Source organism: Pseudomonas sp. P1_C12 (assembly GCF_056406435.1).
In genome coordinates this window covers 86,132-104,695 of the sequence record NZ_JBFUAE010000018.1, presented here as the reverse complement: position 1 = coordinate 104,695, position 18,564 = coordinate 86,132, and the positions used below count along the sequence as shown (strand labels likewise).

The following is an 18,564-nucleotide window of genomic DNA, read 5'->3' as shown; positions in this document are numbered from 1 at the left end:
CGCAAGGCGCTGTTGCAGGCTGCGATCTTTGTTTTCTGCCGTCTTCGATTTCCCGGTTTTTCTATTGATTTGCTGCAACGCTCACGACTAAAGGCTCATGGATAATGGCTTTATGATGGCGTTTAATGCGAAGACAACAATTAGAAGCTTTCCGGGGTAACGATGATGACGAGAGACGGGTCTCTGGTTGCGGCAGTGCCTGCACCAGTGCTATTGCCGAAAAACCGCTGGCTGACACCGACACTGCAAAGCATCGCCCTGATGCTGTTGTTATGTGGCATGACGCAGGGTTACTGGTCGCTCTACCTTGGCCTGCCCCTGGCCATATTGATTATCTGGCTGCCTCGCCTGCGTTCGCGCGCGACCCCGCAGGCGGCTTCCCCCGACAACCCCGATGCCATCGGCGAGTTGACTCGCGATCTTTCCTACACCACCAGCCATAACGCGCTGTCAGCCGCCGGTGTGGCGTTCTCGGTTCGGCAACTGGCGGACAAACTGCAATCGCAGCTCACGGCGGCGGCACAGATCGTCAGCAACGCCGAGGTCATGATCACCACCGAACAGGCCGCCTCGACGCTCAGTCGCCAGGCGCTCAGTGCCGCCAGCAAGGCTCATCAAAGCGCAGCGGTCGGGCGTACGGAACTGATCGAGTCCATTGCGCGCATGCATCAGCTCAGCCAGCGCGCCAGCAACAGCCGTGAACTGATCGAAGCCTTGAGCCTGCGCAGCAATGATATCCAGCGCGTGACTCTGGTGATTCAGTCCATCGCCAGCCAGACCAATCTGTTGGCGTTGAACGCCGCTATTGAAGCGGCGCGGGCAGGGGAGCACGGTCGCGGGTTTGCAGTGGTGGCCGACGAAGTGCGTGGGCTCGCCGCACGCACGGCAACCGCCACGGGCGAAGTGGGCGAAATGGTGGCCGATATCCAGCAACGCACGGCGCAGGTGGTGGAGCAGATCCGCCAACTGTCCAGCGACCTCGACACCGGCGTCGAGCAGGTCGAACGGACGGGACAGCACCTGGAGAACATTGCCCGTCTGGCGGCCAGTGTCGAGTCCCAGGTCGGGGAAATCGCCCAAGGGGCAGACACCAACCGTGAACAACTCGATAGCCTGTTTCACGCTATCGAACAGATGCGCAGCGACCTGGCTGTCAGCGACCAGCAGACTCAACGTCTGGCCCATGCGGCGGTGCAAATGGAAGGGCAAGCCGAAACCATCAGCGAGCGTCTTGCCGAGGTGGGGCTGGATGACTATCACCAGCGGATCTATGACCTGGCCCGGGAAGGCGCGAGCCAGATTGCAGCGCGTTTCGAGGCGGACATCGATGCCGGTCGAATCAGTCTCGACGATCTGTTCGACCGCAATTACCAGACCCTCCCCAATACCAGCCCGGCCAAGTACCAGACGCGTTTCGACCGCTACACCGATCAGGTTTTGCCAACGATCCAGGAACCGTTGTTACCGCGTCACGAAGGATTGGTGTTCGCCATCGCCTGCACCCAGCAGGGTTATGTGCCGACCCATAACAAGGCGTTCAGCCAGCCACTGACGGGCGATGCACAGATCGATGCCTTGCAGAACCGGACCAAGCGCAAGTTCGCTGACCGCACAGGGATCCGCTGCGGCAGCCATCAGAAGGCCGTGCTGCTGCAAACCTATACGCGCGACACTGGAGAGTTGATGCACGATCTCTCGGTGCCGATCATGCTCAAGGGCCGGCACTGGGGCGGTTTGCGCCTGGGCTACAAACCGCAAAAGCCGCGCTAGAAAGCCCGGGCTGCCGGATGATTGTTACGAATCCTGCAATGAACCTGTGCAGGGAGTTGCTGTTTCCTCGTCGAAAAACTAAATAACATACCTACTAATTAGGTTGCTAATTAATTTCGAGAGGTCAGCATGCAAGGCAAAGTTGATGTCGCGGTCATGATCGGCAGCGGTGTGCCCGCCAATTTGCGATCCATGGGGCGCAGGGTCTGTTGGGTGGTGTTGTTCAATGGCGAGCGCCGGGGCACGGCGTTCTCCAGTCGCGATGAAGCGGAGGAGTGCAAGGCTGCCTGGTTGGCGCAATTGAACGCCGAAGAACCTGGCAGCCTGCATTGAGGTGGTCAGTGCGTCTGGTGCATACGCAGGTTCAGGTCGTCGACCACCCGCGCCCAATCTACGTCTTCGCGCACCGCCAACCCGACAATCAGGCTTTCAGCGCGCCCGCATCGACCGCCGCCTTCAGTTCCCTGGCCGATTCCTGGGCCGCAATGGCGGCGACATCCGGGGTTTTGAACCAGCGATCCTTTTCGACCTGGTAATACGTCACGGTCTTGAGCGGTGGTTTGGCGCGCATGACAATCACGGCCTGGAATTCACCCTCGACTTCTCTGGCTTCACCCCGGATAAAAAACTCGCCGATATCAAATTCCGTCACGTTGCCGACTTCCCCTGGAAATACGTTGTTGTTGTCAACGCGACCCGATTTTCTGCGGATCCGTTTTATTTGGCGGGCAGTATGGCAGTAGTTGCCCGTCGACGGCTCAGATAAGTCGGCGGGCAGACGAAACGTCGATGGCGATGAGTGCGGCGGGCATGTCAACAATGTGATTCCAGAAACCGGGCGAGGGCACAGGCTTCGTTATGATCGGCTCGGAAACCTCTTACGCAGCCTGTCGAAATATCCTTGATATGAAAGAAGGCAATGCCCGCCATCACCACCTGAAATCGCGGGCGGGCCGGGACATCGTGATGCGGTTCGTGGTGGCGGAACCGTATCGGATGCGCGGTTGGCGCTGTTTCCGAGTCAGGCACCAACGGATAAGCAAAGTGAGTCAGCGTGCACATATGAAGTCCTTTTCATGGTTTTATCGACGTATGCACGTCGTTTTGGCTAGTCTCCAAGAGCATCGCTGCTCTAGAATCACCCTCACTGGCGGGTGATCGATGTTTATCTAAAGCAATTTTTTGCGGACGATATGTAGGAAAAGATTTTTTCTTGATGAGATTTTTCCCCGAAGTTGATAGTCCATAATTTTCTGGCAGCAGGAAGGGCGTTTTCCTTCAGCCTGTGACGAACGCCAGTCAGGACGACGCGAGTGACGTTCCAGTAGTCTTCTCAAGCTTCGTGATGAATGAGTGCACTGCTCATTCAGGACTTCAATCCGGGTTCTTTGGCGACACCTTCGGCATTGCCGCTTTTTTGGCTGTGCGTTTATTTTTCGCGCACGGCACCATTTTTCAGATGTGGGGATGTTTCCTTGGCAGTAAGTAATCTCGATATGCATGCTTTGTTCGTGCTGGGTGATTTGCGCGCAAAGCTGGTCAAGCAGTTTCAGTCACGTTTCGTTTACATCACCGAACAGAACGCTGAAGGCATCTACATTGCCGAAATCGACACCGAATCAGCCCTGGTGGTGGACGACAAACCCGGACTCAAGCTCAAGGTCGGTGATCATTTCAGCGCGTCCGTGCTGCCCAGTCGCGAAGGCGGCAAGCTGGACATCAAGTTCCGCGACATCAAACTGACGGTTTACGGAATTGGCGATTACGCCTTCGTGACCACGGCCGACGGTCAGGGGATAGTGTTCAAGGAAGGTCACAGCGTGGTGATGGTGTTTGCCGCCCATCAACAGCTGCAGGAAGGCCTGACCAAGACCCTCAAAGCCGTGACCGCCAAAGCGGCCAAGTGGCGCAAGGGCGAGCTGGTGACCTTCAAGGCCAGCGAGTGATGACCCTGACCCGCGCCGATTTCCACGAACAGAACCTGGCCAGCGCTCAAGACGAAGCGCGGCGGCTGTTCGGGCAGAAGGTCATTCTGCAAGGAGCCTGGCTGAATTGGGTGGCGTCACAGCTTTACCAACTGCAACCGGCGGCATACGCCAGCATGGTCAGACGCGAGCTGATGCGTTTGCAGGAAACCTGCGAAAACTGATCCACGCACCTCGAAAGCAGGAACCTCTACTACAGTCATTGGACTGAGTATTCAGAGGCTTGGCGGTCTACTGCCAGGCCATCCTGCTATTGCTGTGAACAGCACGAGGTGCAAAAGCATGAACGGATTTCGACGGTTGCTGGCTGCTGTCCTGGCCACTTTCGGTTTGCTGGCGATTCCCGCCCCGGTGTTTGCCGCCCAGGCGACGATCCACTTCGCCGACCTGAACTGGGAAAGCGGCAGCCTGATTACCGATGTCCTGCGCATCATTGTCGAGAAGGGCTACGGGCTGCCGACCGACACCTTGCCGGGCACCACCATCACCCTGGAAACCGCGCTGGCCAACAATGACATCCAGGTCATTGGCGAAGAGTGGGCCGGTCGCAGCCCGGTCTGGGTCAAGGCGGAAGCCGAAGGCAAAGTCGTCAGCCTCGGCGACACGGTCAAGGGCGCTACAGAAGGCTGGTGGGTGCCGGAATATGTGATCAAGGGCGACCCGGCCAAGGGCATCAAGCCGCTGGCACCGGACCTGCGCAGCGTCAGCGACCTGCCGAAATACAAAAACGTGTTCAAGGACCCGGAAGCCCCGACCAAGGGACGTTTCCTCAACAGCCCCATCGGCTGGACCTCGGAAGTGGTCAACAAGCAGAAGCTCAAGGCCTATGGGCTGGACGACAGCTACGTGAACTTCCGCAGTGGTTCGGGCGCGGCACTGGATGCAGAGATCAGTTCGTCCATTCGTCGTGGCAAGCCGGTACTGTTTTACTACTGGTCGCCCACGCCGTTGCTCGGCCGCTTCAAGCTGATACAACTGGAAGAGCCACCGTTTGACGCCGAAGCCTGGAAGACCCTGACCGACGCCGATAACCCCAACCCACAGCCGACCCGTTCCCTGGCCTCCAAGCTGTCGATCGGTGTGTCCACACCCTTCCAGAAGCAGTATCCGCAGATTGTCGAGTTCTTCGCCAAGGTCGACTTCCCGATCGCCCCCCTGAACAAAGCGCTGGCCGAGATGAGCGAGAAACATACACCGCCGCGTCAGGCGGCGCAGGCGTTCATGAAGGCTCATCCGGACGTCTGGCGGGCCTGGCTGCCCAAGGACGTGGCGGATAAAGTCTCCGCCGCCCTGTAGGAGCTGCCGCAGGCTGCGATCTTTTGATCTTGTCTTAAAAAAACAAAATCAAAAGATCGCAGCCTGCGGCAGCTCCTACAATGTTCAGTTCATATTCCTTTCAAGGATCTCTGAACCATGACTTTGCTGTTGGCTCAGTGGCTGGTGACGATCTTCGCAGTGATCAGTCTGGTGCATGTGTATTGGGCGTTGGGTGGTGAATGGGCGGCGGTGGCGGCGGTCCCGCAAGTGCCGCAGGAGGGCAGCGCGCAACTGCGACCGGCGTTCAAGCCACGAGGCTGGATCACGCTGGTGGTGGCCGGGCTGTTGCTGTTGATTGCCGCGCTGGTGTGCTTGCGGGTGGGTTGGTGGCTGCCACCGTTGCATCACTGGTCGTTGCAGTGGGTGATCAGCGCGATAGCGATTTTGCTGTTTGCCCGGGCCATTGGCGATTCGGAGCTGGTGGGTTTTTTCAAAGAGGTCAAAGGCTCGAAATTTGCCCGGCTGGACACCTGGGTTTACTCGCCGTTGTGTGTGGTGCTGGGGGCGGGGTTGTTGACGGTGGCCTGGGGCTGAGGCACATTGACAGGTCTATCGCTTTCGCGGGCAAGCCCGCTCCTACAGGAGATTTGTGAGCGACACAGCCCCTTGTAGGAGCGGGCTTGGTCCGGGCGGCGATCCGACGAAGAGGCCGGTTCAGACACCAAAAAACTTTGGTCTAACTACCGCTCTCGGTCCGCCGACTGCTCACTTCGGCCGGCACATCATCCCCGGCCATGCGTTTGCGAAACAGCGCCGCCCGGGCCAGCAGCAAGGTGGTCACCGGTACGGTAATCGCCAGCAGGATCGGAATCAGCCAGGCGTGCAATACCGGTGCGGACTTGAGCGCCGAAAAGTAGATGATCGACGCCAGCGCCACGCACCAGGCCCCAAGCGTCGAGGCCAGGGCCGGTGGGTGCATGCGCTGGAAGTAATCCTTCATGCGCAGCAGGCCCGTGGCGCCAATCAACGTAAACAGGCTGCCGAGCACCAGCAGGATCGCCACCGGGATTTCCACCCACAATGACAATGGCGTATTCATTCGATCACCTCACCACGCAGCAGGAATTTCGCCAGGGCGAACGAGCCGACGAAACCGAACAGTGCGATCAGCAGCGCCGCCTCGAAGTACGTGTCACTGGCATAGCGAATACCCAGCGCCAGCATCATCAGCATCGCGACGATATACAGATAGTCCAGCGCCAGGACCCGGTCCTGGGCCGACGGTCCCTTGAACAGGCGGACCAGGGTCAGGATCATCGCCAAAGAAAAGAAGAACAGGCTCAGCAGGATCGCGCTCGACAGCAACGGGCTCATTCGAAGATCTCCATCAAAGGACGTTCGTAGGTCGCCTTGAAGTGCTGGATGAACAGCGCCTCATCGTCCAGGTCGAAGACGTGCAACAGCAGAATGCTGCGGTCCAGCGCCAGCTCCGACCAGACCGTACCGGGCACCACCGTGGTGATCATCGACAGCGCGGCCAGGCCGTTGGCGTCACGCAAGTCCAGCGGCACCTTGATGAATCGCGAGCGGGGCGGGCGGCGACCGGCATTGAGCACGCTCCAGGCCACGGCGAGGTTGGACATCAGCACATCGCGCCCGACCAGCAGGACCAGGCGCAGGATCACTCCAGGTCGACGAATGTGCACCGGCAGCGGACGCAGCCTGCGCATCATCAATGGCGCACAGAACCCCAGCACCGCACCCAGCAGCAGGTTGCCGGGGCTGGTCGACAGGTTCAGCAACAGCCACAGCAGCCACAAGGCCAGCGACAGCAACGGTGCCGGAAACAGGCGCTTCATGGCTGCACCTCCTGCGGGGTTGCATGGGCCGGCGGGTTCGGTACAACGCGCGTGTCGAGCACCGCCATCACGTACTGCTGCGGGTTGTACAAGGCATCGGCGGCGGCCTGGGTGTAGCGCAGCAGCGGATCGGCCTTGAAGGTCAGCGCAATGCTCAAGCCCAGCAGGGCGAAGATCGGCACGCATTCCAGGCGTCGCAGCAGGGGCGAAGGACGTTCGGCTGGCGTCCAGAAGCGCTGGATACCCAAGCGCGAGAACGCGATCAGCGACGCCAACCCGGACACAATCAACAACACCAACAGGCCCCACGCGGCGTTGGAAACCGGTGTGTTGCCGCTGTTGCCCAGGCCCAGCGGATTGAGCAGGGCACCGATCAACCCGAGTTTGCCGATAAAGCCGGAGAGCGGCGGCATGCCGATGATCAGCAAGGCGCAGGCGATGAAGCTCAGGCCAAGAAACGCCATGGTCCAGGGAATCACCTGGCCGACCACGGCTTTTTGTTCGTCGTCGAGGTTGATGCCTTTGGGCGGATGCAGGGATTCCAGTGGCCGCGGCAGCAGTTCGGTTTCGTCTTCGAGCAGGATTTCGTTGGCCGAGCGCGAGCGTTCGATCAGTTCGGCCAGCAGGAACAATGCGCTCAATGCCAGGGTCGAGCTGAACAGGTAGAACAGCGCCGCGCCGACCAGGTTCGGCTGGGCGAAACCGATGGTCGACAACAGAATGCCCGCCGACACCAGAATGCTCAGGCTGGCCATGCGCTCCAGGCGTTGCGCGGCGAGGATCGCCATGGCGGCGCAGACGATGGTCGCCATGCCACCGTAAATCAGCCACTGCCCGCCATAGAACGCCGATGCCCCGGCCTGGGCGGAGAACAGCAGCGTCCACAGGCGCAGCAAGGTGTAGACGCCGACCTTGGTCATGATCGCGAACATCGCCGCCACCGGCGCACTGGCCGAGGAATAGGCCGGCACCAGCCAGAAGTTCAACGGCCACATGCCGGCCTTGGCCAGAAACGCGACGGCCAGAATCCCCGCGCCGGCGTGCAGCAAGCCCCGATCAGCTTCGGACACCAGCGGGATTTTTACCGCCAGGTCAGCCATGTTCAACGTGCCGGTGACGCCATAGATCAGCGCCGCGCCAATCAGGAACAGTGACGAGGCCAACAGGTTGATCGAGATGTAGTGCAGCCCCGACGACACCCGCGCCCGGCCCGAACCGTGGAGCATCAACCCGTAGGACGCCGCCAACAACACTTCGAAGAATACGAACAGGTTGAACAGGTCAGCGGTGAGGAACGCGCCGTAAAGGCCCATCATCTGGATCTGGAACAGCGCGTGAAAACTCGAACCGGCGCCGTCCCAGCGGGCCATGGCAAACAGCAGGGCACAGACGCCTATGATGCCGGTCAGCACCAGCATCAGTGCCGACAGGCGATCGACCACCAACACCAGGCCGAACGGCACTTGCCAGTTGCCCGGCAGGTACACACCGATGGAGCCGGGCACGCCGGTGGTTTGTGTCCATTGCCACAACGCCACGGCAATGCCCAGGCCGAGCAGGCTGGAGAACAGATTGATCTTCGCCTTGAGCGGCCGGTGCTTCTCGCCGAGCATCAGCATGATCGCGGCGGTCAGCAGCGGCAGCAGAATGGGTGCGACGATCAGGTGGGTCATCGCCATCATTCCCTGGGCTCCCGGCCATCCACATGGTCGGTGCCGGTCAGGCCCCGGGAGGCCAGCAGCACCACCAGAAACAGTGCGGTCATGGCAAAGCTGATGACGATCGCCGTCAGCACCAGTGCTTGCGGCAACGGATCGGTGTAATGCAGCAAGTCCTGCGGTACGCCGTCCTTGATGATCGGTTCCTTGCCGATGAACAGGCTGCCCATGCTGAAAATGAACAGATTGACGCCGTAGGACAGCAGGCACAGGCCCATGACCACCTGGAACGTCCGTGGGCGCAGGATCAGCCAGACGCCGGACGCGGCCAGTACGCCGATGGCGATTGCGATGACTTCTTCCATCAGACGACCTCCTTCATGGCAACGGATTTAGGCTGGGCAGCGGTTTTGTGACCCCGCACCGATTGGTGGGCGAGGGCTGTGAGGATCAACAGGGTCGAACCGACCACCACGCCGTATACGCCGATGTCGAAGAACAACGCGCTGGCCAGGTGAATGTCACCCAGCAGCGGCAACGAGAAATGCCAGGTGTGGGTGGTCAGGAACGGATAGCCGACCAGCATCGCACCCAGCCCGGTGGCCGTGGCAAACAGCAGTCCGGTGCCCATCCAGCGCAGTGGCCGCAGGCTCATTTGCGCCTCGACCCACTGCGTGCCGGCGACCATGTATTGCAGGATGAACGCCACCGACATCACCAGCCCCGCAACAAAGCCGCCGCCCGGTTGATTGTGCCCGCGCATGAACAGGTAGAACGACACCACCAGCGCCACCGGCAACAGCAGGCGCACCAGCACCGCCGGCACCATCATGAAGCCGAGTGCGGTGTCGCTGGCATGACGCGGGTTGACCAGGTCGGTGACCACGTCCGGTGCGAGCAAGCGTTGCTGGGCCGGCAGTTGCAGGCTTTCTTTCGGTGGGCGGAAGCGGCGCAGCAGGGCGAACACGGTCAGGGCCACCGCCACCAGCACCGTGATTTCACCGAGGGTGTCGAAACCACGGAAGTCCACCAGCATCACGTTGACCACGTTGCTGCCGCCGCCTTCGGGCAAGGCGCGGCTGAGGTAGAACGAGGAAATATCGTTGGGGGTCTGGCGCGTCAGCATGGCGTAGGCCAGCAACGCCATGCCGACACCGACCGCGGTCGACAGCAGCAAGTCGCGGATCCGCCGTACCCGCGCCCGGCGCAGACTGCCGGGCAACGGCGAGACTTCCTCGATCCGTCGTGGCAACCAGCGCAGGCCCAGCAGGATCAGCACCGTGGTCACCACTTCGACCGCCAGTTGGGTCAGGGCCAGGTCCGGCGCCGAAAACCAGACGAAAGTGACGCAGGTCATCAGGCCGCAGACGCTGACCATGGTCAGGGCCGCGAGCCGGTGATACTTGGCTTGATAGGCCGCGCCCAGGGCGCAGGCGATGGCCAGCAACCACAAGGTGACGAAGACGATCGACCCGGGGATTTTCGGCCGGTCGCCCCAGTGCAGGCTGCTGTGCAGCATGGGGATCAACCCGGCCAGCACGGCGGCGAACACCACCAGGAACAACTGCATTTGCAGGCGCCGGGTGCCAATCCGCGGCTCCAGGCGACGGGCCAGGCGCATGATCGCGACCAGCGCGTATTCGAACAGGTGCTTGCCGTCCAGGCGACCAATGACCGGCGGACGGTTGAAGCGTCCGCGCTTGAATTGATTGCGCAGCAGCAGATAGAGCACGGTGCCGCAGGACAATGCGATCAGGCTCATGATCATCGGCGCGTTCAGGCCATGCCAGATCGCCAGGCTGTACTCGGGCAGCGTGCCGCCGACCACCGGTTGCGCCGCCGTCGCGAGCAGCGGGCCGACCACCTGGGCCGGGAAGATCCCCACCAGCAAACAAGTGAACACCAGCAACTCGACCGGCGCGCGCATCCAGCGCGGTGGCTCGTGGGGCGTGTGGGGCAAGTCGGTCGCGGGCGGACCGAAGAACACATCCACGGTGAAACGCAGGGAGTATGCCACGCTGAAGGTACCGGCAATGGTTGCCACGATCGGCAAGCTGAGTTCGACCCAGCGGGTGGCATTGATGAACACGGTTTCGGCGAAGAACATTTCCTTGGACAGGAAGCCGTTGAGCAACGGTACGCCGGCCATCGAGGCGCTGGCGACCATGGCCAGGGTGGCGGTGAACGGCATCAGCTTGTACAGGCCACTGAGTTTGCGGATGTCGCGGGTGCCGCTTTCGTGGTCGATAATGCCGGCGGCCATGAACAGCGAGGCCTTGAAGGTCGCGTGGTTGAGGATATGGAACACCGCGGCGACGGCGGCCAGCGGACTGTTCAGGCCGAGCAACAGGGTAATCAGGCCGAGGTGGCTGATGGTCGAGTAGGCCAGCAAGCCCTTGAGGTCGTTCTGGAACATTGCGCAGTACGCCCCGAGCAACAGGGTGCAGGCGCCGGCGCCGCTGACGATGTAGAACCATTCTTCACTGCCCGAAAGCGAAGGCCATAGCCGCGCGAGCAGGAAGACCCCGGCCTTGACCATGGTCGCCGAGTGCAGATACGCCGACACGGGCGTCGGCGCGGCCATGGCGTGGGGCAACCAGAAATGAAAGGGAAATTGCGCACTTTTGCTCAAGGCACCGATCAGGATCAGGGGCAATAGAATCGGGTAGAGGCCATGGGCGCGAATCAGGTCGCCGGCGACCAGGACCTTGTCCAGGTCATAGCTGCCGACCACATGGCCGAGCAGCATGGCCCCCGCCAGCAGGCACAAACCGCCCGCACCGGTCACCATCAGCGCCATGTAGGCGCCGCGCCGGGCATCGGCGCGATGGTGCCAGTAGCCAATCAACAGGAACGAGAAGAGGCTGGTCAGCTCCCAGAAAAACACGATCTGGATCAGGTTGCCGGAGATCACCAGCCCGAGCATGGCGCCCATGAAGGCCAGGAAAAACGCGAAGAAACGCGGCACCGGATCGTTCGGCGACATGTAGTAGCGGGCGTACAGCGAAACCAGGGTGCCGATGCCCAGCACCAGCATGGAGAACAGCCAGGCGAAACCGTCCATGCGCAGGACGAAGTTCAGGCCCAGGCTGGGCAGCCATGAAAACTCTTCGCGAATGACGCCGCCATGGGCGATCTGCGGGTACAGGAATGCGACCTGAAGGGTGCCGATCAGGGCGATCAGGCCGGCTAGCAGAGATTCGGCGTTACGGGCATTGTGCGGCAACACGGCCGCCAAACAGCTGCCTATGAAAGGCAGAAGCAGTAGAACTATCAGGGACATAGGCTTCTAATCTGCGGAAGTTTGTGAAGCATCATACGTGCCAGCTCCCGGATCACCAAACGCCAAGCTGTCGCAGAATCCTACACGGTAGACGGAAAAGCCCTGATTCACATTGTTTCATTGGGAGGCAAAAAAGATCGCAGCCTGCGGCAGCTCCTACAAAGTACGCATTTCAATGTAGGAGCTGCCGCAGGCTGCGATCTTTTGATCTTTAATGTTTCAGTTGCCGCTTTCGCTTTCCAGCAGTTCATCAACCGTCGCAGCCTTACCCTTGGTCTTCAACTCACTGACTATCACCGCCGCTACAATCAACCCGGCCCCGACCAGGGCAATCGCCGGCAAACGTTCCCCGGCGATACGCCCGACAATCCCGGCCCATACCGGCTCACCGGCATAGATCAGCGTGGCGCGGGTCGGTGACACGCTTTTCTGTGCCCAGTTCATCGCCACCTGAATCGCCGCGCTTGCCGCCCCAAGGCCCAGCGCGCTACACAGCAGCAACCACGAGAAATCCGGAATCGCCTCGTTGGTCGGCACCACCATCAGGAACGACAGCACCGAAGTCACCGCCAGTTGCACCGCCGTCACCCGGCGCACATCGACCTGGCCGGCATAGGTGCTGATCAGGATGATCTCGGCCGCAATGGCCACGGCGCTGATCAAGGTGGCGATTTCACCGGAGCTGAAGTTGAACGCCGCACCGGACGGCCCGGACAACAGCATCAACCCGCTAAAGGCCAGCATGATGCCGATGCTGGGCATCAACCCCGGGCGCCGCCCCAGCACCAGCCATTGCAGCAACGGCACGAAAGGCACGTACAGCGCGGTAATGAATGCCGATTGGCTGCTGGGAATGCTCTGCAACCCGACCGTCTGCAAGCCGTAGCCGAGCATGATCGCCACGCCGATAAACGACCCCGCCTTGAGTTCGAACAAAGTCATGTCGCGCAGATGACGCCAGGAGAACAGGGCGACGATGCTCGCGGCGGCGGCAAAACGCAGGCCGACGAAAAACATCGGGCCGCTGACGGTCATCGCGTGCTGTACCAACAGGAAGGTACCGCCCCAGACCATCGTGATCAGCACCAGCACGCATTCAGCCTTGCTGAACCGTGTGAAACGGGAGGAAGCCTTTGGGGAGTTCACCAACGTCATGACCTTGCACGCTACTGGAGGGGGACGCACAATGCGTCGAATGTTGCGCAGTATACTGCCCAACCCCACCCAGTGAGCAATATAGTGCACAAAGATTCTACCCAACGGGCTTCGGTCCTCCAGCACGTCAGTCAAAACGTCCGTCGTTTGCGTCATGCCGCCGACCTGAGCCAGAGCGCGCTGGCGGAAAAGTCCGGTGTCAGCCGTCGAATGCTGGTGGCGATCGAGGCGGGGGAAAAGAACGTCAGCCTGACCACCCTCGACCGGGTGGCCGAAGCCCTCGACGTTGCCTTCAGTGATTTGATCCAGGCGCCCGACGCCCGCGATCCCAGTCGTATCAATGAGCTGGCCTGGACCGGTACGATCCCCGGCAGCAAAGCGGTGTTGCTCTCCAAGGCCCAGGCCAGCCGCGAAGTCGAGCAGTGGGAGTGGTGCCTGCAACCGGGCGAGGTGTATCCGTCGGAGCCGGACGCCGATGGCTGGAGCGAGCAGATTTATGTCTTCGAAGGTTGCCTGACCGTTATGCTCGGCGACCAGCCACAGCCTATCGCCGCGGGTGAATTCTTCATGTTCGCCAGCAACCAGCCGCACTGTTATCGCAACGACGGGGCGGTGGCGGCGCGGTTTGTGCGTAACGTGGTGATCTGAACAGGGAGAGCACGATGGACCAGACCTTGACCAATGACGCCGACATCCTGATTGTCGGCGGCGGCCTCAGTGGCGCGATGCTGGCGGCGCAGTTGATGCGCTTGCCGGGCCAGCGCCGGGTGCTGGTGATCGAGCCCCGGGCCGAGTTGGGGCGGGGCGAAGCCTACAGTGCGGTGGAACTGGGCCATACGCTCAACGGCAATGCGGCGCGGATGAGTGTCGATCCGGACAACGCCGACGACCTGACCCAATGGCTGACCGGGTACATCGCGGCGGGCGGCTGGCCGGAATCGGATCAGCAGCATGTGCCGATCAGCGAACTGTTTCCACCACGGGGCGTATTCGGCCTGTACGCCCGACAGCGCCTGGCCGAAGCACAGGCGGTGGGTGCACTGAACGGTTCGACGGTCGAGCATGTGCAGGCCGAGGCGGTCGATTTGCAAAGCGATGCCGACACCGTGCGGTTGACCTTGAGCGATGGCCGATGCGTGCAGGGCGCGTTTGCGGTGCTGGCCACCGGAATGTTTCCCGCCGCGCGCACGCCACAAACCGAATCCAGCGGCTTGAATGCGGCCGCCCTCGATCCGTGGGACGTGGCGGCCATGCAGCGGCTCGATCCGCAATCGACGGTCATGATCATCGGCTCGGGCCTGACCATGGTCGACGCCGTGGTGTCCCTGGAACAGGCCGGGCATCGCGGGCCGATCGAAGTGTTTTCCCGCCACGGGCTGCTGCCCCATGTGCGTCGCCAGCCACCGGCCTGGGTGGATTTTCTCGCTGAGGACCTGAGTATCCGCACACCTCGCCAGCTGATGCGCGAACTGCGTCGACACTGCCGGGACGCTATCGCCCAGGGTATCGACTGGCAAGCGCCACTGGACACGGTGCGGGCACATATCTGCCGCTTGTGGCATCAGGCGACGGACGTGCAGCGTCGGCAGTTCGTGCGGCATGTGCGGCCGTGGTGGGAAAGCCATCACCACCGCTCGCCACCCTTGAGCGCCGAATTGGTGGAGCGCCTATATAAAGAAGGGCGGTTACGTATTCACGCGGCTTCGTTCAATGGGCTTGAGCCTTCGCGCAATGGCGAGGTGAGTATCCGCCTTCGACGGCGCGGCGAGGCGCAGACCAGTGTGGTCAGCGGTGCCGCCCTGATCAACTCCAGCGGTATCGAATACGATTGGCGCCGGGTCGCGCGACCACTACCCCGGCAATTGCTCGCCCGCGGCCTGGTGCGGCCGGGGCCTTTGGCCTTGGGCATCGCCGCAGAGGTCGATGGCGCGGTCCTGAACGCCGAGGGTCAGCCCGCGCGCCGTCTGTTTGCCATGGGCCCGCCGTTGCGCGGCATGTGGTGGGAAAGTACCGCCGTTACCGACGTGGCGAGCCAGGCCAAGGCGTTGGCCGAGCGGCTGACGGGACTCGTCGATCAGGTTGTGGGTCTGAGTACATATCCGTTGCTGCGGTAACGGCGGCTGGCGGTTTCGCCCTTACGGCGAGTCCCTTTGGCAAACGCCGGAGTGCCGGCCCAGCCCAAAGGAACCAAAGGTCTCGCCCCTTACGTACGGCCCCTCGCCAAGGCTCGGGGTTCCTTCGCTCCGGCATTCATCCGGGGGCATCGCCTCCGGTCGGCTTCGCTCGACCTCCTCTCGATGTGTTCGGCTGCGCCGAACGGCGCTGCGCGCCTACCCCCGGATGAACGCCTCCACTCAGCCTTCCGAGGGGGCGGGTGGATCAAGATCAAGAGCTGCAGGCGAGCTAACGCTCGGCCTGATGAGTGGTGAGAAGCGAGGGTGTAGGCCGATCTGCCTTTGCTCTTCTGTAGGAGCGAGCCTGCTCGCGAAGGCGGCCTGACAGCCGACCTGATTTCGCGGATGTATCACTCCGTAGGAGCTGCCGAAGGCTGCGATCTTTTGATCTTGCTTGTAAAAAATAAAGGCAAAAGATCGCAGCCTCGTTGCACTCGACAGCTCCTACAGGGAAACACGCACACATCAGAACCAGGCCGGCCGGTAGGCCGCCTCGGGCGCTGTTGCGGTGTACGCCCCCTCGTGAGGCCGAGAGGAGGTTCTGCGCAGTGGGCAACCCGGCATGGATGCCGGGTTAGCCGCCCCCGGCCATGGATGGCCGATGGCGGCGGGCCCACGGAGCAGGACCGGAGCGAGGGTATGCCGAGCCACGGCGAGGCACCGAATGTCAGGGGCAAGGGCCCTTGGTTACTTGGGGGCTCTTCCAAGTGACCCGCCGTAAGGGCGGAACCCTAAGTGGCCGTGACCGAAGAAATGGATATGTACACCCTCAAAAACCCACGTTGCCTGCCACGTCGCCATCGCGAGCTTGATGGCGGCCTGACAGTCGACCTGATTTCACGGATGTATCACTGCGTAGGAGCTGCCGAAGGCTGCGATCTTTTGATCTTGTTTGTAAGTAATAAAGCCAAAAGATCGCAGCCTCGTTGCACTCGACAGCTCCTGCAGGGAAATGCGCACGCATGAAGAACCATGCCGCCTCGGATGCTCGCACTCAGGGGCTTGAGTGATCACAACATCGGGTACAACCGGGACCCAATGTGGGAGCGAGCCTGCTCCGGGCGGCGTTCCGACGATGGCGGCTTACGAGCCAGCCATTCACTTGCAGTTGTCCCAGCCCAATGGATTGAGCTTGGTCGGGCACCGCTCCAGTGATGGCAGCCAGACCACCGCTGGATTGCTTCCATCAATGCACCCGGCAAAAAACCGCGGCCCCCCACCTGAGGCCGCGGTTTTCCATAGGGTTGAAGCCGGCCCCATCAACCAATGTGGCTAATGGGGCGCGGGCTCAGTTGGCGATCACCGGCACTGTCCGCACGGAGCCTTGGGACGAGGTGATGGTGGCGGCCGGGTTCGCCGACGGAACGACCGTGGTGGTGGTGTTCACCGTCAACCGCCAGCGACCGTTCCCCTGTACGGTGGTGGTGCCCAGGGTGACCAGTCCGGTCGGAGTGGTCACCCTGATGGTGATGGTGTTGCCGGTGGTCACCGATGAAGTGCCGGCAAAGTCCCAGGTGAAGCGGTTATTGGAGCGGGCACTCACCGTTGCGGTGGTCACTGCGAAGGTTTCAACAGCAGGCCGTGGCGAGACCTGCACGGTGACCGTGGCCGGCGACGTCGACAGGGCGCCGAAGCTGTCCCGGGCGATGTAGGTGAAGGTCGTGGTGAAGGCCGTGGTGACGGTGGCCGGCGGAGTGTAGGTGAGCACCGTGCCGTTACTGCTGACAGTGCCGCGACCCGCCGCGGGTTGAGTGAAGCTGGCGACCGCTAGCGGCACGTTGCCTTCCGGGTCGGTGTCGTTGGCCAGCACGTTGATGGGGATCGCCACACCCGGTGTCGTGACGGCATCGGCGACTGCCACCGGAGGCCGGTTAGGCGCCACGGTGAGGGTCACGGTTGCCGAAGTCGTCGAGGCCAGGCCTTTGGCGTCCTGGGCCTTGTAGGTGAAGGTCGTGGTCAGCGGCGCGTTGACGACAGCGGGAGGGGTGTAGACCACCGCCGTAGTGCCGCTCAAGGCCACGGTGCCCTGGCCGGCGGCCGGTTGGGTCAGCGCGGTAATGCTCAGCGGCGTATTGCCGTCCGGGTCCCTGTCGTTAACCAGCAGATTGAGGGTGATCGGCACGCCGAAGCTGGTGCTGGCAGTATCGGCGACAGAGATCGGAGCCTGGTTCGCGCCGGTGTCCGGTGCCGTGCCGACGACTACGACCGGCTCGGTGTCACCGCCGCCGGCGGCGGATTTCACCGTAACGGTTGCAGGGGGTTGAGTCAGGTCAGCCACCGTCAGGCGTTGCAGGGTGCCGGTTTTCGACAGCCGTCCGTAACCCTGGGCGACCATGTCCGGTACCACCACTTCGTCGGTGGAGGTGGCCTCGATCAGCAGGCTGTGGTTGCTCCAGTCGTAACGAGCGGTCTGGATTTTCACCACGTCCGAGAGCTTGCCCGACACCGCGGTCGGGCGGGTGGTCCCGGCGGGGTTGGTGGCGGTGACCACCACGACCGCAGGCACGGTGCCGTTGGTCAGCAGATGCTGACCAAAGAACACGCCGTTGTTATCGCTCAGCATGTTGGTCTGGCAAGGCGACACAGGCGGGCCGGGTACCAGGGCGATGCTTTCGCGAAAGCACAGGGTCGAACCGTTGGCGGCTTGGGCAAACACTTCGACCCGGGTGTTGTTACCGCCCGTGCCGGCTATGCGGCGGTAGGTGGCACGGGTCATGTCCACCGCGGTTTGCGCGCGGTTGTCGAGTACCTTGCCGGACAGGGTGAAGAGGTTGGTCTGGATAGTCCCGGCCGGGGGTGTCGACGTTGAACACTTCGACGCCGTAGGGGTGGGTGATGACATAGGTGCCGGCGACGGGTACATCGATGCGAATACGGATACGGATACGGGCGAAGCTGATCTGGTCGCCCTCCAGCGGATCACCGCCACTGAAGGCAGCTTCGAGCGCCGAGACATCGGTCAGGTCGATGCCCCGGGCGGCATCGACGATGGTCGTTTCACCTGTGGCCCAGAACGCTTCGTCGGGGAAATTGGTCGGGAAGACCAACGGTTGGGTGTCGTCGAAAATACCAAGGGCAGGGATCAACGAGCACATGTAAGTCGGAGCGCCCGGCGCGCTGGCAACCCTGGAATTGACAGCCTTGGATAAACACAGGTCAAGGGTTCGGCCGTGGGTGTCCTGATATCAGGCGGCGAAATTGCCATTGGCTGGCAGGTAGGGTCCGGGGTCTACGGCAAACAGCGCTGCCTGGGCAATACCTTGGGCTAGAGCGGCCACGACCAGGGCGGTCGCGGTTTTGCACAGTAAAGGGTGCATGAGTATTCCCTCTATCGAAGTACCTGCCCCTTGGGGATGGGTCAGTTGGCAGGGAGTTTGGCAACTTCCATACCAATCAGCGAAAACGCCCGGGAGAGCCCCGGAG

The 18,564-nt window shown here is 61.8% G+C and carries 18 protein-coding genes and 1 pseudogene; 8 read left to right on the top strand and 11 right to left on the bottom strand.

Translation table 11 applies throughout. From position 1 onward, the window contains the following. Window positions 1-162: 162 nt before the first annotated feature. Together AC1D19_RS25415 and AC1D19_RS25410 are read left to right on the top strand one after the other, a co-directional pair. On the top strand, window positions 163-1,770 hold the full coding sequence (locus tag AC1D19_RS25415; protein ID WP_477764921.1) for a methyl-accepting chemotaxis protein: 1,608 nt from the start codon (window positions 163-165) through the stop codon (window positions 1,768-1,770). A 129-nt stretch (window positions 1,771-1,899) separates the two neighbouring features. After that, entirely contained in the window at window positions 1,900-2,103 is a 204-nt protein-coding gene (locus AC1D19_RS25410; RefSeq protein WP_477753132.1) for a hypothetical protein, read from the top strand. 88 nt (window positions 2,104-2,191) lie between these two features. Here AC1D19_RS25410 and AC1D19_RS25405 read toward each other — a convergent pair whose 3' ends face one another. Then, window positions 2,192-2,422 carry a hypothetical protein gene (locus AC1D19_RS25405; protein ID WP_477753131.1) on the bottom strand — a complete coding sequence of 77 codons (231 nt, stop codon included), beginning with the start codon at window positions 2,420-2,422 and terminating at the stop codon, window positions 2,192-2,194. Between the two features lie 161 nt (window positions 2,423-2,583). Next, complete coding sequence (locus AC1D19_RS25400; protein WP_477753130.1) at window positions 2,584-2,832, bottom strand: hypothetical protein; 249 nt, start codon at window positions 2,830-2,832, stop codon at window positions 2,584-2,586. Window positions 2,833-3,245: 413 nt separating this feature from the next. On the opposite strand from AC1D19_RS25400, the gene AC1D19_RS25395 reads away from it, so the two are divergent. The 4 genes from AC1D19_RS25395 to AC1D19_RS25380 all read left to right on the top strand — a co-directional run bounded on the left by AC1D19_RS25395 (window position 3,246) and on the right by AC1D19_RS25380 (window position 5,606). After that, the gene (locus AC1D19_RS25395; protein WP_007986246.1) at window positions 3,246-3,716 is read left to right on the top strand and encodes a hypothetical protein; all 471 of its coding nucleotides are present in this window, start codon (window positions 3,246-3,248) and stop codon (window positions 3,714-3,716) included. Then, window positions 3,716-3,919 carry a hypothetical protein gene (locus tag AC1D19_RS25390; protein ID WP_477753129.1) on the top strand — a complete coding sequence of 68 codons (204 nt, stop codon included), beginning with the start codon at window positions 3,716-3,718 and terminating at the stop codon, window positions 3,917-3,919. The genes AC1D19_RS25395 and AC1D19_RS25390 overlap by 1 nt, the downstream gene beginning before the upstream one ends. A 118-nt stretch (window positions 3,920-4,037) precedes the next feature. After that, entirely contained in the window at window positions 4,038-5,051 is a 1,014-nt protein-coding gene (locus AC1D19_RS25385) for an ABC transporter substrate-binding protein (RefSeq protein ID WP_477764920.1), read from the top strand. A gap of 117 nt (window positions 5,052-5,168) precedes the next feature. Next, a complete protein-coding gene (locus AC1D19_RS25380; RefSeq protein WP_477764919.1) occupies window positions 5,169-5,606 on the top strand; it encodes a DUF3995 domain-containing protein in 438 nt (145 codons plus the stop codon). Between the two features lie 142 nt (window positions 5,607-5,748). Here the strand turns inward: AC1D19_RS25380 and AC1D19_RS25375 are convergent, their stop codons facing one another. The 7 genes from AC1D19_RS25375 to AC1D19_RS25345 all read right to left on the bottom strand — a co-directional run bounded on the left by AC1D19_RS25375 (window position 5,749) and on the right by AC1D19_RS25345 (window position 13,057). Then, window positions 5,749-6,111: a Na+/H+ antiporter subunit G gene (locus tag AC1D19_RS25375; RefSeq protein WP_477764918.1), complete on the bottom strand. Its 363-nt coding sequence runs from the start codon at window positions 6,109-6,111 to the stop codon at window positions 5,749-5,751. Beyond that, on the bottom strand, window positions 6,108-6,386 hold the full coding sequence (locus tag AC1D19_RS25370) for a K+/H+ antiporter subunit F (protein ID WP_414925130.1): 279 nt from the start codon (window positions 6,384-6,386) through the stop codon (window positions 6,108-6,110). Before AC1D19_RS25370 ends, AC1D19_RS25375 begins: the two co-directional genes overlap by 4 nt. Further along, window positions 6,383-6,871 (bottom strand): Na+/H+ antiporter subunit E, encoded by a 489-nt coding sequence (locus AC1D19_RS25365; protein WP_477764917.1) that lies wholly within the window; start codon window positions 6,869-6,871, stop codon window positions 6,383-6,385. Before AC1D19_RS25365 ends, AC1D19_RS25370 begins: the two co-directional genes overlap by 4 nt. Continuing rightward, window positions 6,868-8,553 carry a monovalent cation/H+ antiporter subunit D gene (locus AC1D19_RS25360; RefSeq protein WP_477764916.1) on the bottom strand — a complete coding sequence of 562 codons (1,686 nt, stop codon included), beginning with the start codon at window positions 8,551-8,553 and terminating at the stop codon, window positions 6,868-6,870. The genes AC1D19_RS25365 and AC1D19_RS25360 overlap by 4 nt, the downstream gene beginning before the upstream one ends. Next, the gene (locus AC1D19_RS25355) at window positions 8,550-8,894 is read right to left on the bottom strand and encodes a Na+/H+ antiporter subunit C (RefSeq protein WP_007973781.1); all 345 of its coding nucleotides are present in this window, start codon (window positions 8,892-8,894) and stop codon (window positions 8,550-8,552) included. Before AC1D19_RS25355 ends, AC1D19_RS25360 begins: the two co-directional genes overlap by 4 nt. Beyond that, complete coding sequence (locus tag AC1D19_RS25350; protein ID WP_477764915.1) at window positions 8,894-11,812, bottom strand: monovalent cation/H+ antiporter subunit A; 2,919 nt, start codon at window positions 11,810-11,812, stop codon at window positions 8,894-8,896. The genes AC1D19_RS25355 and AC1D19_RS25350 overlap by 1 nt, the downstream gene beginning before the upstream one ends. A gap of 219 nt (window positions 11,813-12,031) precedes the next feature. Continuing rightward, window positions 12,032-13,057: a DMT family transporter gene (locus AC1D19_RS25345; protein ID WP_477764914.1), complete on the bottom strand. Its 1,026-nt coding sequence runs from the start codon at window positions 13,055-13,057 to the stop codon at window positions 12,032-12,034. Between AC1D19_RS25345 and AC1D19_RS25340 the strand changes: the two genes are divergently transcribed. Then, window positions 13,052-13,615, top strand: coding sequence for a helix-turn-helix domain-containing protein (locus AC1D19_RS25340; RefSeq protein ID WP_477756461.1), 564 nt, complete (start codon window positions 13,052-13,054; stop codon window positions 13,613-13,615). The genes AC1D19_RS25345 and AC1D19_RS25340 overlap by 6 nt on opposite strands. Before the next feature lie 14 nt (window positions 13,616-13,629). Further along, a complete protein-coding gene (locus AC1D19_RS25335) occupies window positions 13,630-15,081 on the top strand; it encodes an FAD/NAD(P)-binding protein (protein WP_477764913.1) in 1,452 nt (483 codons plus the stop codon). Window positions 15,082-16,429: 1,348 nt separating this feature from the next. Here AC1D19_RS25335 and AC1D19_RS25330 read toward each other — a convergent pair. Together AC1D19_RS25330 and AC1D19_RS25325 are read right to left on the bottom strand one after the other, a co-directional pair. Then, window positions 16,430-17,857 carry an Ig-like domain-containing protein gene (locus tag AC1D19_RS25330; RefSeq protein ID WP_477764912.1) on the bottom strand — a complete coding sequence of 476 codons (1,428 nt, stop codon included), beginning with the start codon at window positions 17,855-17,857 and terminating at the stop codon, window positions 16,430-16,432. Between the two features lie 70 nt (window positions 17,858-17,927). Next, window positions 17,928-18,458, bottom strand: a pseudogene (locus AC1D19_RS25325) (hypothetical protein); the annotation flags it as partial. Between the last annotated feature and the right edge of the window lie 106 nt (window positions 18,459-18,564).

Bases quoted from the DNA above. Each gene is read 5' to 3' on its own strand.
- AC1D19_RS25355 (WP_007973781.1), bottom strand. From the start codon at position 8,894: ATGGAAGAAGTCATCGCAATCGCCATCGGCGTACTGGCCGCGTCCGGC.
- AC1D19_RS25400 (WP_477753130.1), bottom strand. From the start codon at position 2,832: ATGTGCACGCTGACTCACTTTGCTTATCCGTTGGTGCCTGACTCGGAA.
- AC1D19_RS25370 (WP_414925130.1), bottom strand. From the start codon at position 6,386: ATGAGCCCGTTGCTGTCGAGCGCGATCCTGCTGAGCCTGTTCTTCTTT.
- AC1D19_RS25360 (WP_477764916.1), bottom strand. From the start codon at position 8,553: ATGATGGCGATGACCCACCTGATCGTCGCACCCATTCTGCTGCCGCTG.
- AC1D19_RS25375 (WP_477764918.1), bottom strand. From the start codon at position 6,111: ATGAATACGCCATTGTCATTGTGGGTGGAAATCCCGGTGGCGATCCTG.
- AC1D19_RS25385 (WP_477764920.1), top strand. From the start codon at position 4,038: ATGAACGGATTTCGACGGTTGCTGGCTGCTGTCCTGGCCACTTTCGGT.
- AC1D19_RS25380 (WP_477764919.1), top strand. From the start codon at position 5,169: ATGACTTTGCTGTTGGCTCAGTGGCTGGTGACGATCTTCGCAGTGATC.
- AC1D19_RS25390 (WP_477753129.1), top strand. From the start codon at position 3,716: ATGACCCTGACCCGCGCCGATTTCCACGAACAGAACCTGGCCAGCGCT.
- AC1D19_RS25365 (WP_477764917.1), bottom strand. From the start codon at position 6,871: ATGAAGCGCCTGTTTCCGGCACCGTTGCTGTCGCTGGCCTTGTGGCTG.
- AC1D19_RS25350 (WP_477764915.1), bottom strand. From the start codon at position 11,812: ATGTCCCTGATAGTTCTACTGCTTCTGCCTTTCATAGGCAGCTGTTTG.
- AC1D19_RS25415 (WP_477764921.1), top strand. From the start codon at position 163: ATGATGACGAGAGACGGGTCTCTGGTTGCGGCAGTGCCTGCACCAGTG.
- AC1D19_RS25330 (WP_477764912.1), bottom strand. From the start codon at position 17,857: ATGACCCGTGCCACCTACCGCCGCATAGCCGGCACGGGCGGTAACAAC.
- AC1D19_RS25335 (WP_477764913.1), top strand. From the start codon at position 13,630: ATGGACCAGACCTTGACCAATGACGCCGACATCCTGATTGTCGGCGGC.
- AC1D19_RS25410 (WP_477753132.1), top strand. From the start codon at position 1,900: ATGCAAGGCAAAGTTGATGTCGCGGTCATGATCGGCAGCGGTGTGCCC.